Raw genomic sequence first — 13254 nt, 5'->3', positions numbered from 1 at the left:
GGTAGCACCACGTAGGCCATCAACACGACCACGATTCCGAGCGTGTCGCCGTCGCCATAGAGCATCGTGTACAGGTCCACGCTGTTGGCGATGTGGTGCAGGACGAAGCCAAGTCCGAGCAGGTAGGCAAGGGCATCGAAGAGCCGCCCTTCCTGCACCGCGCCATAGGCCGCGGACACGAGCATGAAGTGATGCACGATCAGGATGTACGACACCATGACGGTGCCGCCGGTCGCAGCTATGATCTTGTCCGCGAGCGCGGCGTTGAACGCCAGCGAGATAAGCACAATGAGTAGCGTCATCAGGGCGCATTGCCTCCCATGACCATGAAGAAGATCAGCACCAACTCGATTCCGGTGATGATCCAGACGATGTTCTCCTGCAGCAACTTGCCTAGCTTCGACTTGCCCGCAAAGCGCGCGAGCGTTCCGGCGTCGACGCATTCCTGCATCCACTGGTAGGTCTGGCGCTGCGGAACCTCCGTAAATGTAGAGACGGACGGTTTCAGGTCGAATACCTCGGCGTATGTCTCGATGTCGACGATGCGCTTCCCGGGCAGCAGGTCGAGATTGACGCCACCCTCGCGGGCACCGGACCGTCTCGTCGGGCCTGAGAAGTAGTCGCCGTCCTCAGCACCATCGATAAAAGCGAGGCGCGGAAGCCACAGGCGGAGCTGACCGGTGGTGTTCCATTCCTGCGTCTGGACCTTGCGCTCGAAGACGCGCACTTCCAGGTACGCCTTCTTGAACCGGTACGAGATCCAGATGCCCATGCCTATGAGCGCGGCGAAGAACGAAGAACCCAGCCCCGACAGAATGGACTCCGCGAGCGGATTGGTCTCAAGGGAGAGTCCGGTCTGAGCGGAGGCCCCGATGTACACAAAAATGGCGACCGCCACGACGATCGATGCGCAGCTACCAATGATGACCAGCGGTGCCTTGATCCCGAGATTGCCGAAGAACTGGTTATGCCGCTTGTACCGGCGGGCAACGACGTTCGGGTGCATAAGCGCGGAGTGTCGCCAACCGGCCATCCTTATGACCGGCGTCTCTGCGCGCGCCTCGGCCGCGTACTCCGCTGCGGTGTCCAGGGGCTTGAGCACCTTTTCCGGCGGGATCGCCTTTCCGTACCATGTGCGCTCCACGGGTACGGCCGGACGCGCTCGCCTGACTGGTCGCCGCTGCCTTACTGCGCCCTGCTGCGCCTTTGGCTTCTGGCTACGCCGCCGGAGTGCTCCTTTTCGAGCGGGCTGCGCCCTGGCCTTCTGTTTGCGTCCGCGCTTCTGAGGCTTGCCGGGTCCAGGTAACTTTATCGCAATGCCGCGGGGCTTCTGCTTTGTTCTAGTTGCCATCGTCCGGTTCCTCTTTCACCAGGTAGTCGGAGAGTCCGCGGAGCGTGGGCTGCGTGGGCACATCCTCCTCCACCTGCCCTACGACGACCGTGTTGACGCCAGACTGCGCGGCTTGCCTCTCTTCCGCCGCCTCCTGACCGTCGATGTAGGTGAGGTAGGCAAAGCCCAGAAAAGCGAGCGTGGCGATTGTCAGCACCGCGTACTTCCAGTGCGCTACCCTGTCGACCACGGTCTCCGAAGGCTTCCACTGCCCCTGAAAGGCCATCTTGTAGACGGTTGGCGCCACAAGGTTCATGACCCGGCTGGATTGATCCGGGGGTGGGGTATCGTGCCTGAGAATGAATGACGCTCCGGTCTTGATCGGCGTCTCGAATGGACTGTTGAACTCATACTCTGGGCTTGCATGCACAAGCTCCGTTGCGTACCGGCCCTTGTCCGATACGAGCATGCCCACTTCCTGTCTCATCCTTGGATCGAGTCGCGTATCGCCGTCATGCGTCATTACGACCAAGTCGTCGTTGCGTTCGCTACTCATGTGCGCCCCCCTGCGCGGCGGACATCAGCGAACGCGCCGGGTTCTGCCCCTCGTGCAGCCGCAAAATCTTCAGCATCTCAACGCGCCTCACGCCTTCAGTGGCCATGACAGTGAAGGCGCAGGTCGTTAGGAACGACAGAAGTACCTCCACTGCCAATGGGGGACTGCTCAGATAGGGCCTGGGCAAATCATCCAGTTGCAGATAAACGAGCACCGCTACGGCGAGCGCAAAGACCACCGGGTATGTGTGTCGTATCCGGCCCCAACCGAAAGCGAGGCCGCAGCCGTGAGCTTCTGCATGTCGCTGAAAGATCGTCGGCGCGTCGGAGAGTTCCTGTAGCCACTCGGACTGTGAGCAGTATCCACGGCTTTCATGCACCTCAATGCGTCTCCGTAGGAACAGCGACGCCAAGGCCTCAAACACCGCCAGCGAGAGAAATAGCGAAGGCAGTCCGGTATACGCCAGTGCTTCCCAAATGGAAAGGTTCATACCGGTAACGATGGCAAAGCCGCCCGCGATAATACTCACAAGCGCCAATCCATACCCCGTCCCATAAGTCAGGGTGAATACGTGTCTGTATCGCCATAATTGCGGCAGACCGCAGCCCTCGTGGGTCTGAGCGTGTTCACGGACGTCGTCGCCGGTGTCGTATGTCCTAGTGATCCAATCTCGTAGTTTTCGCACTTTCGAGTACCCCCTTGTTCATCTGCTCGCCCGCGCCTGCCATTCCGCCTATCAGCCCACCGAGGAACCTCTTGGGCATAAGCCATAAGGCGAGCGCGACGCCTACTATCGGGATCCAGTGCCTGATGCGCGGCTTCTTTGTGGTCCATTCCGATTTGTTCGGTGCGGTCATGGTCTCTTCCTCCGGGTATGTTCCTGTTCGTGTCGGTATGGGATAGGGCCGAATGTCTTCCGTATTTATTGCCTCGCCCTGGAAGCCCTCTTCGATCTCCCGTATCCAGTCGGCAGGCGGGGCCCCCGTATCGATGTCCGTATCATCAAGTGGTACTGACCCGGCATCCTGCCCGTCTCGCCGGTCGGCGGCTGGCTCGGCCCTTACCCTGAAGTGCGCCTTTAAGTGCCTGCGTCTCATGAACCCATGGGAGTCCATGCGAAACACCCGCAGGCAGTAGCGTTCGACGTCCTCGTCTTCGTAGTCCTCACCCATCGCCTGTAGCCGTGCGGCAAGCGACTGGTAGTGAAAGAACTTGTGAGGGCGCCAGCCTCTGGCGATCAGCTTTGCGACCGATTCGAGAAATCGGCGGTCTTCGTCCATCCATTGCACTGTCTTTACCACTGCGGCCTCCGGTTAGTTCTGCTTTGACTCCGCTCGCCGGAACGGTCTGCCATCAGGCCGATAGGGTGCGGCTGACTGTCTGATCTCGGTTGCGAACCAGTCTGGTTCCTCTCGGTCTTGGTGGCCTATCCAGCTGGACAAGGTCATGCTTGCAACGCCAAGCAGCATCAGCAGTGGCAGTGCGCCAAGCACGATCTTGGCTATCGGTTCCAATGTCTCCGGAGTGATGGCCATGTCAATTTCTCCGCTGTGTCTTGTGTGGCGTTTTCACCCGTAGCCCGGCAACGCCATATCGTCGCGCCTGTTACCGCAACTCCGTGCCGTTCGCCTCTTCCTCGTGCCTTCTCATCAGTTCTTCAAGGTCTTCGTCCGACAGAATGGGGCCGTCCGACTGCGCACCGGCATAAAGCGTCAGATAGTGCTCTTCAAAGTCGCGAGACTCCGCATCCGGGTCGGCCGAAGTCTTCATAGCGCTCGCCTGGCGCCTGAGCCGATTTGCATACGCCTGAAACATACGCATCTCGCCGCCCTTTTCCACCTCGTCCGCCAAGCCGTCAAGGTAGATCCCGAATGCTCTGCGCACATCCGCGTCAAGGTCGTGCTCCAGTTCTATGCCGACCGCATCGACGAGCATGATCTTGGCGAGGTCCTCCCGCTGCGCCCTCTGATCGGGGTCGGCTAGGCTTGCCGCCGATTGCGCGAGCCTGAGAGCTGTACCGCGCAGTGAGGCCGCAGATTGCAGGGCGTCCTTTGGGTTCATCGTCAGGTCAGTCATCAGTCATTCCTCCTAGAAGTTTTCTTCACCAAAGTCGTATTCGCCGTTGTTGCCTCCGCGGTTGGAGCGCCACATTGACTGCAGGCCGCGCTGGTCCTTCTGGGACTGTCCGGTTACGGTGTCGAGCAGACGGGCTATCACCGCCTGGAAGTGACGCCTTCGCGTGTTCGTCTCGGTGGATTTGGCGATTGCGTGGGCTTCCTGCAGGAAGTACGGCATTTCGTCAAGGACGGTGGTGTAGTCGGCTTCTCCGGCGGCTACGCGCCGCTTGGCGTCGGTGTAGTCCTGGAAATGCCCCTCGGCCTTGTCCTTCTCCATAGAGGCGTGAATGTAAGCAAGCCGGTTCCGACGCTCTTTGATAAGGTCTTCCAGGCGGCTCGCGCGGTCTTCGGCCGGTAGCGTCTGGATGTAGATCAGCGTCGTGCGCACCATGGCGTCGAAAGCGTCGACATCCAACTCGCTGTCGCTGCCGTTCTTGTATTTCAGCAGTATGCTGATCTCGTCGTTGAGCGATTCGACAATCGCCATTCGGTTGTTGACGAAAGCGTGGAACTGACGCCGGCCAAGTGCGACCAGCTGCACAAGAAGGTCGCGCACGTCCGCGTCCTCGATCACGGCTGACGGGAAGAAGTCGTCCGGCGTCTGCATGTGTTCGGACATCACGAACCGGAGCACACCGGTCCAGTCCGCATAAGGCGACTTATCGGCATCGCCCGTGATCCCGTCGACGCGCCACATCGCCGTTGCGTCGACAAAGTCCTTGTCGATGCGGGATTCGTAGTTCCTGATCTCATCCGGCGAAAGCGGAGAGGCCGGCACCAAGTCAGTGCTTTCGGACGTCTCGACCTTGATTGCCCTCTCTTCAACTTCAGGCATCAGCGTCATGTCTTATCCGTCCTTGTGCGGTTGCGAAACCGCGGTGTATGGTAACGAAAGAGGCGACTGTCTCTGTCGCCATTTAGGTCATAATAAAGGCACGGACGCGAAATTGAGCAAAAGTTTAACAGTCGTTAAAACAGGGGCGATATGATCCAGAGAATCGCGGGCGCACTGTTCCTTCTGAGCACCGGCGTCGTGCTGATTGGGCTGACCTGGGGCCTGGCCGACAACGTCGCCGTCTACCAGGATCCAGACGGCTACTGCGAACTTGAGAGCGGTGAGGCACTAGGCAGGCTGGAGGACAGGCGCAATGCTACGGATTCGGACGGCGACGGCAGACCGGAGTACATCTACGTGCGGCTGGGACGCTACGACGTATCAAATGAACTGCCGTCCGGTGCGTCGGCGACAGCGACACCGTACACGGCATGCCGCCTCGTAATATCTCCGCCTGATCCGGCCGCTCCCGGTCAGGAGTTCTTTGCCGACATAGACGCCGACTCCGACAGCAAGCCCGCGGCGACTGTCGTTGTCATATACGACAATGCCGGGAACGTCTCGTTTCAGTGCAGCACAGGCGGACAAGTCGATACGGCCGACTCTGACTCTCCGTGCGACCCGGACCCGGCGACCGACGACAGAACCGTGACCTACGGCGACTATGGCGTCAGCGACGCCACGCTTGCCGACATGCCGGTGATCAATGCCCGGGTTGAGAATGCCAGCTGGAAGGAGCAGCCTGATATGTTCGACTCAGTCACCCCACAGGGACGGCTGATCAGCCAGTCGGTGGAGTTGTACGGAATCCTGGTGTTCGTGGGAGTAGGCGGCATCGGCCTGAGCTATTTCTTCAGGCGCAGAAGGCAGGGGTGAAGGTTCCGGTGGCAATGGCATCTCAGCGACATATAGTGTACAATGGTCTTACCATTGCATTACCAAAGGTCACAGAGGGTTGCCATGAGAGTCAGACATAGATATGCCTTCAAGAAATACCATGAGTTCAGGACACCGACCGGCAAGGGTATCACGGTTCTTGAACCTTGTGTCAGGTCGCACGAGACGGGCGAAGCTACCGGTGCCTGCACTTCCGTCAGGGTTACGACCTACTCGGAGGGGCGCGAGCGAGACCAGCGGCTTGTCGATGCGTCCGACCTAGCGGAATGGGTAAAACTTTAGCAATGGAGTAGGAGAATGGTCTGTTTTGTGTGCAGCAAGCCTATCGAGCCTTCAGACGAGCACGGCAAGTTGCTACTGCCGGCTGCGGTGCTCAATGACCGGGATGCGTCAAGGTACGTTTTCTGCTACCGGCATTCTGAACTGATGCTCGCTCACGTAGAAGAGGCCAAAGAACTGCATAGGTTTGGAGAGAAGCTAGACAGTAGACCCTAATGGTTTTCTTGAGACATGAATGACATCAGGCTACCGGTCAGAATCCAGCGGTCCCGCCGCAAGGGATGGCGGCAACCGGCGAACACGCTCTACTGCGGACGCCCATCCGAGTGGGCCAATCCGTTCGTCATAGGAGACGGCTATACCCGCGAGAGTTCGCTTGCGGCATTCAGGCGCGCATTCTGGTCGAAGCAGCTGTCGATAACCCCCAAGAAGGCGTACAAGAAGCTACGCCGCTACGCCTACCTGTCCTGCTGGTGCGGCCTCGATGAAGAGTGCCACGTCGACGAGATCATCGAGGCTATCCGGGTGCGCCACGAGCGCAAGGGGGCTATCTGCCTGCACTGTCCGCACCGGCTCAGGAACCACTACACGATCAAACTTGAAAACGAGGCCGGTAAGGTCGATACGCTGGGCGCGGCCTGCGCCTTCTGCAACACGGACGATCCGGACGATCCGGAAAAAGACGCCCTCTGCCTGGCGCTCAAATTGTAGCCGGCTGCCTTTGGCTGACCTAGGGACTAGGATTGACAGGCGTCGCTATGTCCGCCCGCAGATAGACCGGCTTAGTGACGCAAGGGCCGCTGCGAATCTGCTGTAGCCGCTGCTCCAGCGGCCCGACTCTCCCCTACGGCGCACCGCCGCCTCACTTGACCATGTTTAGCCTTTCGCGCTCGCCTCTCTCCCAATCCTCTACGCAGGCCTGCTTGTCGCACGACCTTGTAAAGCCCCCGAACGCTCCGAAGCGTTCCTCGCGTCTTATGATCCGTGAAGGCGTTGCGTTGTTTGGGAAGGGGCGCGGTTCGCGGCGGGCAAGGTCTTCGGCATCAAGCCTCCAGATGTGCCAGTGCTTCAAGCTGCCACCGGATAGTGCTCGTGCTTGGCGATCCAGAAGACTATGCCTTCGTCACTTCGCCAGGAGGCGTTCGTCAGGTACATCTCCACCTCTTCCAAGGTTGCGAACGGGGGCGACACGGTCTTGTGCGACTGCGTCTGCCGGTCAAAGCGCGTCAGCCATTCGACGTGATAGTGCGGTGTGTTCAGTGCCGTGGTGAATGCGTTGCACTGTGCCAGTGTCCGTATCGGCTTGTGCCAGATCGCATCGGTGTCGCCAGACTTTCCACTGGAAAGTGTCTGAGCGGGTTCGCCCGAGTTTCCACTGGAAAGTGCCTCACGTTCCGCCGACCAGGGTAGGTCTTCGTCAGCCCTGCCAATCTCAGGCGCCATCGGGTCAAAGCCCGAACCGTCATGCTCGTCGCCCAGACCGTCATAGTCGCTACCTTGCGATGGTGACGGCGAGTCTTCGTAATGTGCGGCCGCGGGTTCGGGCTGCACCGCAAACAAGGCCCGTCTCTCAGAGTTCTCACGGTCTTGCTCGGTGTCCCAAGCCAAGGCGTTGCACGTCCAGACGTCCTCGTAGTGCTCGATGGTGAATGAGTGAATGTTGTCCGCGTACTCGGCTTCAAATGCGTCTACGTCGAAAAGAGGTTCGGCATGGAAGCAGTCCGGGTAGACTATCCAATCGCGTCCGCCAGCGCGTAGCCTCCGCCAAGTGTCCCGAAAACTGCCAAGTATGAGGTCGATTGCGTGGTCAATCCTGCTTCGATTCAGTTGCTCGCCCTGCCCTTCAAGGTATGAGACGACAGCCTCAAGCTCCCGCTCGTGTACGTGCGTCGCGTGTACAAAGGGCAGCAGAAGCCTTGCGTTCGTCCATGCGAGTCTGCCGTCCTGGATAAGCGCGTGAACGGAGTCCGGCATCCTGAGTATCCGCAATCTCTGACTGACGTTCGCCGGGCTGACCCCTAGCATCTGCGCGACGTTCTGCTGCGCGAGACCCAAATCTATTGCATGCCTGATCGCGCGCGTCTCGTCCATCCAGGGCAGGGGTTCACGCAGCGCATTCTCCGATAGCGAAGCCCGCATCAGTGCGATGTCCGACATCTCCCGTACTATCGCAGGAATGCGCGTGGTCTGACCGTCCGCAAAGTACAGGTTGATAATCGCGGGGTTCGGCGTTGCACTCCCCTTGGTGTCCGTCCTCCACCTGAGCGCGTGGAGCTTGTGGAAGGCGAGTATCCTCAGCTGCCCGTAGGCCGTCTCAAAGCGGCCTCCCGCAGGCCGCACCCGAATCGGCTGTTCAAGTCCGCTTGCGAATATGCTGTCTGCTATCGAACACACGGCCTCGTCTCTGACGGTCAGGCGAGGCTCGTGTGGGTTGGGGTCTATGAGCGTTATGTCTATGAGTTGGATGGTTTCCGGTAACATCATTTCCTCCCGGCTCTGGTCGTAGCACTCCGTCTCGCTTGACAATTTCACAAACATCTGCTTATCTCGTTACAGAGTGTCGCAATCCTAACTTGCTGTCATAAAGGTGTCAAGATGTCATAATGATGCCTTTAACACGCTGGTGCTACACTTGTTCTGAACCTGATTTTGGAGGCGTAATATGCACGAGCAAGATGGCGTCAAGTCATCGGATATAAAGGACCTGATCGACGAAACCGGCAAGTGGGGGCGCCAGGTCGACCTCGCGGGTATGGAATACTTCAGCGTGGTGATCGATCCGGTGGACGCGGTGGAGTACACGGTGGGCGGTATCTGTGGGCTTATGCAGATGCCGGTCGACCAACTTACCGAGACCCTGTTTGAGCACCAGAATGAAATCCCTTGGTTCAGGCCGATGTATGTGCTCTGGGGGCAGGCGGTCAGCGTCTACGACGACGATGACCTGGTCGGGATACGCTGCACTATCATGGGCTACAGATAGTCCTGCACATTACAGGACACCGGCATATCGTGTATGGCAGGCCGAGGCTACCGCTACGGCCTGTTTTGGTCTGAGACGAAAGAGGGACAAGCTGTGGCAATTCACCGCGAATACACCTGGGAACTGGAGTGTCCGGCTTGCGGACAAGAGTACAGGTGGGGTATGGCCAAAGAGGACCACGAGCATTACGCGGCCCGGTTCGCCGTTCACGAGATCGGCATGTACATGGCGAGTTGGCACATCTGTAAGGGCTGCGCCGGGCGCATGGAACTCCGCAAGGCGATGTCGGAATACGGCGTAGTCACAATGGGCTATGTCGATATGCAGGCGACCGAAGTCTAGGTCGATATGAAATACCCGGTCGAGTTCACGCCTCCGGTAGCGAGTACACCGACGGCGGTCCCTTGGTGGTTCTCGGAATAGTGGTTTTTCAGCAAAGCGCAATAGACCTTAATTGAAAAGCAGAACAGATCCCGAGACTGACATGACCACGGACAGAGAAGACATCGAAGGCACTACCGCCGAAGACGAGCAGGGCGACGTCGGAGACGAAAGCCCCACCGATCCGGTTACTGTCGACGCAGAAGCGCGCGTTGTGGAACCGACGACGATTACTACGACGAGGAACCAGCGTCAGGTATCTACATAGGCGGCTTGTTCCTGTCGCTGAAGTTGAGTATCGTCTTGATCCTTGTGGTGCTGGCTGCGGGCGTACTGCTCGCCATTGCGATGTGCTCACCCGCGCCCGTGCCGGCAGAAGTGCCGCCGGAACCAACGAGTACGCCACAACCTACCGCCGCGCCTGCGCCCGAGGTCGTGGAAGTGCCGGAGGAAGAAGCCACTGACGGCAGTGCCCCGGTTGGCTTTACGATCGACCTGCAGTCGCTTGCAAACGACCTGCAGCAGTACCTTCCGTTCGACCAGGCAAATGGGCAGGAAGTTCCGCCTGAAGACGTTGTCGAAGCGGTACTCGCGGCCCTGCCGACTCCTGAACCAACGAGTACGCCCGAGCCTACGGCCACTCCGGTGCCTACGGCTGCGCCGAATATCAACGCGATTGCCCTTGCCGTGCTCGACGTTCTGCCGACAGCGGAACCCCCAACCACTCCGGAACCTGCGGCCACCCCGGACATCGACGCCGTAGTCTCCGCGGTGCTTGCGGCACTGCCGCCTACGCCCACACCCGTGCCGACCATTGACGTCGACCTGATAATCGAAGAGGCGGTGTTCGAGGCACTGGACCAACTCCCGCCGTCGCCAACGCCGATCTCGCTTTCGGCCTTTTCTGCAATCCTTACGCCGACGCCGACCTCCACACCCGAACGGGACCGGTGCGACATCCTGGAACCCGGCGCTGACCTGTCGCTCTGTGACTTCGAGGACAAGGACCTGCGAAACGTCGACCTTCGCAACGCGAACCTGGATCGCGCGGTGTTCAACGATGCGAACCTCAGAAGCGCCAACTTCTCGGGCGCGATACTGCGCCGCGCCAAGTTCCGCAACGCCGACCTCAGACGGGCCGACTTCACGGACGCAGAACTCTACGCCGCAAGGTTCGATGATGCCGACCTCAGAGACGCCGACTTCTCCCACGCAGACCTGTCGGAAGCCAACCTCAAGGACGCGAATGTGAGTGGCGCGGAGTGGCAAGGCGCTCAGTGGGACGATACGGACTGTCCGGACGGCACCAACTCCGACGACGACCAGAACGACGGCAAGTGCTTCAGGTAGGTTCTCGGATGCAATCACATATCACCCGTGGCAAAACGAGCCTTCTTTCGTTCTGTGGCGACCGGGACGCAGTCTTCGTCGTGACTCTGGCCAAATACGAACACGACTACCGCAGAGCTAAGACCGGTAAGTACAGGCCTGAACTCTGCCCTGTCTGCGAGCAGGTCGCGCTGAAGCTGCTACGCCTTCCACACCCGAGATCGCTCAGGTGCTTCTACTGTCCGCATCCACTGTCGGAGCATCGCACAGTCCCGGACGGCGCAATGCTCTTTACCGGATGCCTCGGCTGTCCGCGCACCAAAGTCCTGCAGCCGGACGGCAAGGTCAAACAGTTTGGCGGGGTCTGCCTGGTTCTGAATCCGGAGGGCAACGAACTTGCTGAAAAGATCGTGTCGGGGCAGGTTCTAAGGTTCAATGGCATCAAGTTAGCCTCTATGGGCGCGCCCAGTGCCCCCAGATAGCCTTTTCTGCCTTCAGACGGGGATTTACCAAAACACACCTGAAAACGCGGTCTGCGGCGATTCTGGTAGGCTTTGATCATATTCTGAGCGCTTGGTCAGGCCGGAGGCACAAGATTGATGAGAAGAGCGTGGAAAGCCATATCCGACTATGTCTCGGACCTTGAGCGCGAAGACGACGAAAGGGGCGAACCCGCTGTCGACGATACCAGCGACATGCCCCATATCCGGCTACTTGACTTCGAGCGTGACGAGGACAGGCTTTTCGACTTTGGGGAACCGGTCATGGAGTACCTGCGGACAAAGCGGCGCGCTGGCGCGCTACCGAAAGCCCAGCGCCATTGCCTTATCCTGCTGGATCTCCCGTGTTTCAGCGAGGGAGATGCGGAGCTTGAGCGTCTGCTTCGCCGCATCCTTCTTGCGCGTAATTCGCCGTCTATGGGCACCAAGGCATACGCCGAGATGGTCAATCACCTGTACCGACTGGTCGAATTGGCCCCAAGGCCCGGGCCGGAACCGGACACGCAATGATCATCGATAACGAGCAGTGCGCCCGATGCGGCCGGTTCGTCGATACCACCGACTTGAGCGACGCCGTCAGACAGCGGGAAGCGGAGCGGTCGATCCCGGCCGTTGTGATCGAGCGCGTCTGCCCGGACTGCTACACCGTGCAGGACCGCCGCAACGCCGTAATGCTACCGGATCATCCCCACGCCGGCGGACGCTGCGAGTGCCACCAGATCGCAATGCGACAGATGCGGACGGGCCTGTAGGGGCTCCGGTTCGTAACTGGATAAGTCCGCAGCACTTTCCAGTGGAAAGTCCGGCGTCTGCAACAATGACTACGGAGACAGGAACATGACGAAGAGGGACTGGTGGGTCGCCGGGTTCTGGCTGATCACTTTCCTGATGAGCATCAATGTCTTATGGGAATTGCACTCAGACGAGGCCGGTTTCTTTCTCTATGGGTACGGCTGGGGACGTGTGCTGATGCTGCTCAGTGGACTTTTGGCGTTGGTATGGTCGACGACGACCTTGACAGTGATCGGGTGGGATATCGCGCACCGGAAGGAAACCAAGCGATGCGGAGGGCTGAAATGAAGAGATACCTGATAGACATAGCGGAGGGCGTACTTGTGCTATTGATCGTTGCGCCCGTGCTCTTCATCGTCGGAGGGCGCGGCTTAATCCTGGCCAACGACGTCTACATCCGGCTGGGTCTCGTACACTGCTACCAGGACGCGCGTCACTTCTCCCTTGTATTCCTCATAGACGCGGACGGCGAACTGGCCACCCGCACGAGGCAGTCCGTCCCTGCAAACTGCAGCGCGCCCATAGGCTTTGTCGGCGGAATACCGGAGGGCTTTGCCGTGGTCGGCGAGGGCAGCGACCTGCCGCTGGACGGTTACGTCACGGACTCGGGGCAGTTCGTCCTGCAGGACGCAGTTCCGATTACGCCGGCGCTCAGTGGCCTGAGCGCGCGCGTCTACCAGATAGCCTATTCGCTGTTGTTTGCGCCGCTTGCCCTTCTGTCCCTTATCGCCGCGGTGCTGCACATCGCCGTCTGGATCACGCTACAGAAGCCTGAACGCCTGAGCCTTTCGGCTTATCCTTTCGTCCGGCTGGTTTTCCCGATTGCGCTGGCCTACGCGGTCGTCATTTCGGGCATAAGGAATCTTGACGAGGGACATGTCGTCGACGCGCTTGTTTTCCTCGCGCTCGCGCCCCTGGCGTCCTATGGAATCGTTGTGCTGGAGTTCCGAGCGGCATGGCGCAAGTGGCGCGGCCGCAATACTCCGCCCGATATGCCGGAGGTCGTATCTGACGGGAGTGTGGCACCAAGTAGTCCCTAGCACCAGTTCCTCAACCGTCACGAACGAAGAGGCTACCGTTCGGTAGCCTCTTTTCTTCTGGACAGAAAGAAAGCCCCCGGCAATGCCGGGGGCCGTGGCTTCGGGTGGAGGAGGTCGACTACATCATCGCGCCAGAACGCGCCTCGTTGAAGGTGCTGTATGCGCTCATGCCCTGCTTGCCGAACATGACAAGGAGGCCTGCGCAGAAGATCACC

General features: G+C 59.5%; 21 protein-coding genes and 1 pseudogene. 14 read left to right on the top strand and 8 right to left on the bottom strand.

Features of this window, described 5'->3' with window-relative positions; genetic code table 11:
• Together J4G14_13775 and J4G14_13770 are read right to left on the bottom strand one after the other, a co-directional pair.
• Positions 1-302 (bottom strand): hypothetical protein (locus J4G14_13775; GenBank protein ID MCE2458858.1); only part of this gene is annotated, 302 nt, incomplete at its 3' end.
• Positions 302-1351: a hypothetical protein gene (locus tag J4G14_13770; GenBank protein ID MCE2458857.1), complete on the bottom strand. Its 1050-nt coding sequence runs from the start codon at positions 1349-1351 to the stop codon at positions 302-304. The genes J4G14_13770 and J4G14_13775, both read right to left, overlap by 1 nt.
• Between J4G14_13770 and J4G14_13765 the strand changes: the two are divergent.
• A pseudogene (locus tag J4G14_13765) lies at positions 1331-1447 on the top strand (hypothetical protein). The gene J4G14_13770 and the pseudogene J4G14_13765 sit on opposite strands and share 21 nt — an antisense overlap.
• A 431-nt stretch (positions 1448-1878) precedes the next feature.
• Here the strand turns inward: J4G14_13765 and J4G14_13760 are convergent.
• The 5 genes from J4G14_13760 to J4G14_13740 form a co-directional block, all read right to left on the bottom strand.
• Positions 1879-2424, bottom strand: coding sequence for a hypothetical protein (locus J4G14_13760; protein MCE2458856.1), 546 nt, complete (start codon positions 2422-2424; stop codon positions 1879-1881).
• Positions 2425-2542: 118 nt separating this feature from the next.
• A complete protein-coding gene (locus tag J4G14_13755; GenBank protein ID MCE2458855.1) occupies positions 2543-3187 on the bottom strand; it encodes a hypothetical protein in 645 nt (214 codons plus the stop codon).
• A 12-nt stretch (positions 3188-3199) separates the two neighbouring features.
• Positions 3200-3421, bottom strand: a complete 222-nt coding sequence (locus J4G14_13750; GenBank protein ID MCE2458854.1) for a hypothetical protein — start codon at positions 3419-3421, stop codon at positions 3200-3202.
• Positions 3422-3491: 70 nt separating this feature from the next.
• Positions 3492-3962 (bottom strand): hypothetical protein, encoded by a 471-nt coding sequence (locus tag J4G14_13745; GenBank protein ID MCE2458853.1) that lies wholly within the window; start codon positions 3960-3962, stop codon positions 3492-3494.
• 12 nt (positions 3963-3974) lie between these two features.
• Positions 3975-4847, bottom strand: coding sequence for a hypothetical protein (locus J4G14_13740; protein MCE2458852.1), 873 nt, complete (start codon positions 4845-4847; stop codon positions 3975-3977).
• A 141-nt stretch (positions 4848-4988) separates the two neighbouring features.
• Between J4G14_13740 and J4G14_13735 the strand changes: the two genes are divergently transcribed.
• The 4 genes from J4G14_13735 to J4G14_13720 all read left to right on the top strand — a co-directional run bounded on the left by J4G14_13735 (position 4989) and on the right by J4G14_13720 (position 6725).
• A complete protein-coding gene (locus J4G14_13735) occupies positions 4989-5714 on the top strand; it encodes a hypothetical protein (GenBank protein MCE2458851.1) in 726 nt (241 codons plus the stop codon).
• An 84-nt stretch (positions 5715-5798) separates the two neighbouring features.
• Complete coding sequence (locus tag J4G14_13730; GenBank protein MCE2458850.1) at positions 5799-6017, top strand: hypothetical protein; 219 nt, start codon at positions 5799-5801, stop codon at positions 6015-6017.
• Positions 6018-6032: 15 nt separating this feature from the next.
• Positions 6033-6230: a hypothetical protein gene (locus J4G14_13725; protein MCE2458849.1), complete on the top strand. Its 198-nt coding sequence runs from the start codon at positions 6033-6035 to the stop codon at positions 6228-6230.
• A 15-nt stretch (positions 6231-6245) separates the two neighbouring features.
• Complete coding sequence (locus tag J4G14_13720) at positions 6246-6725, top strand: DUF4326 domain-containing protein (protein ID MCE2458848.1); 480 nt, start codon at positions 6246-6248, stop codon at positions 6723-6725.
• A 357-nt stretch (positions 6726-7082) separates the two neighbouring features.
• Here J4G14_13720 and J4G14_13715 read toward each other — a convergent pair whose 3' ends face one another.
• Positions 7083-8495, bottom strand: coding sequence for a ParB N-terminal domain-containing protein (locus J4G14_13715; protein ID MCE2458847.1), 1413 nt, complete (start codon positions 8493-8495; stop codon positions 7083-7085).
• A gap of 181 nt (positions 8496-8676) precedes the next feature.
• On the opposite strand from J4G14_13715, the gene J4G14_13710 reads away from it, so the two are divergent.
• The 9 genes from J4G14_13710 (at position 8677) to J4G14_13670 (ending at position 13039) form a co-directional block, all read left to right on the top strand.
• Positions 8677-8997, top strand: a complete 321-nt coding sequence (locus J4G14_13710; GenBank protein MCE2458846.1) for a hypothetical protein — start codon at positions 8677-8679, stop codon at positions 8995-8997.
• Between the two features lie 93 nt (positions 8998-9090).
• Entirely contained in the window at positions 9091-9339 is a 249-nt protein-coding gene (locus tag J4G14_13705; protein MCE2458845.1) for a hypothetical protein, read from the top strand.
• Positions 9340-9481: 142 nt separating this feature from the next.
• Positions 9482-9646, top strand: a complete 165-nt coding sequence (locus tag J4G14_13700; GenBank protein ID MCE2458844.1) for a hypothetical protein — start codon at positions 9482-9484, stop codon at positions 9644-9646.
• 35 nt (positions 9647-9681) lie between these two features.
• Positions 9682-10728 (top strand): pentapeptide repeat-containing protein, encoded by a 1047-nt coding sequence (locus tag J4G14_13695; protein ID MCE2458843.1) that lies wholly within the window; start codon positions 9682-9684, stop codon positions 10726-10728.
• Between the two features lie 8 nt (positions 10729-10736).
• The gene (locus J4G14_13690; GenBank protein ID MCE2458842.1) at positions 10737-11189 is read left to right on the top strand and encodes a hypothetical protein; all 453 of its coding nucleotides are present in this window, start codon (positions 10737-10739) and stop codon (positions 11187-11189) included.
• Between the two features lie 117 nt (positions 11190-11306).
• Positions 11307-11717, top strand: a complete 411-nt coding sequence (locus J4G14_13685; GenBank protein MCE2458841.1) for a hypothetical protein — start codon at positions 11307-11309, stop codon at positions 11715-11717.
• Positions 11714-11959 carry a hypothetical protein gene (locus J4G14_13680; protein MCE2458840.1) on the top strand — a complete coding sequence of 82 codons (246 nt, stop codon included), beginning with the start codon at positions 11714-11716 and terminating at the stop codon, positions 11957-11959. Before J4G14_13685 ends, J4G14_13680 begins: the two co-directional genes overlap by 4 nt.
• 85 nt (positions 11960-12044) lie before the next feature.
• Positions 12045-12287 carry a hypothetical protein gene (locus J4G14_13675; protein MCE2458839.1) on the top strand — a complete coding sequence of 81 codons (243 nt, stop codon included), beginning with the start codon at positions 12045-12047 and terminating at the stop codon, positions 12285-12287.
• Positions 12284-13039, top strand: a complete 756-nt coding sequence (locus J4G14_13670; protein MCE2458838.1) for a hypothetical protein — start codon at positions 12284-12286, stop codon at positions 13037-13039. The genes J4G14_13675 and J4G14_13670 overlap by 4 nt, the downstream gene beginning before the upstream one ends.
• The last annotated feature ends 215 nt before the right edge of the window (positions 13040-13254 follow it).

It is taken from the genome of Dehalococcoidia bacterium (assembly GCA_021295915.1).
GTDB lineage: Bacteria > Chloroflexota > Dehalococcoidia > Lucifugimonadales > UBA1123 > VXRN01.
The sequence above is the reverse complement of the archived record's forward strand: the minus strand, read 5'-3'. Positions and strand labels throughout refer to the sequence as shown.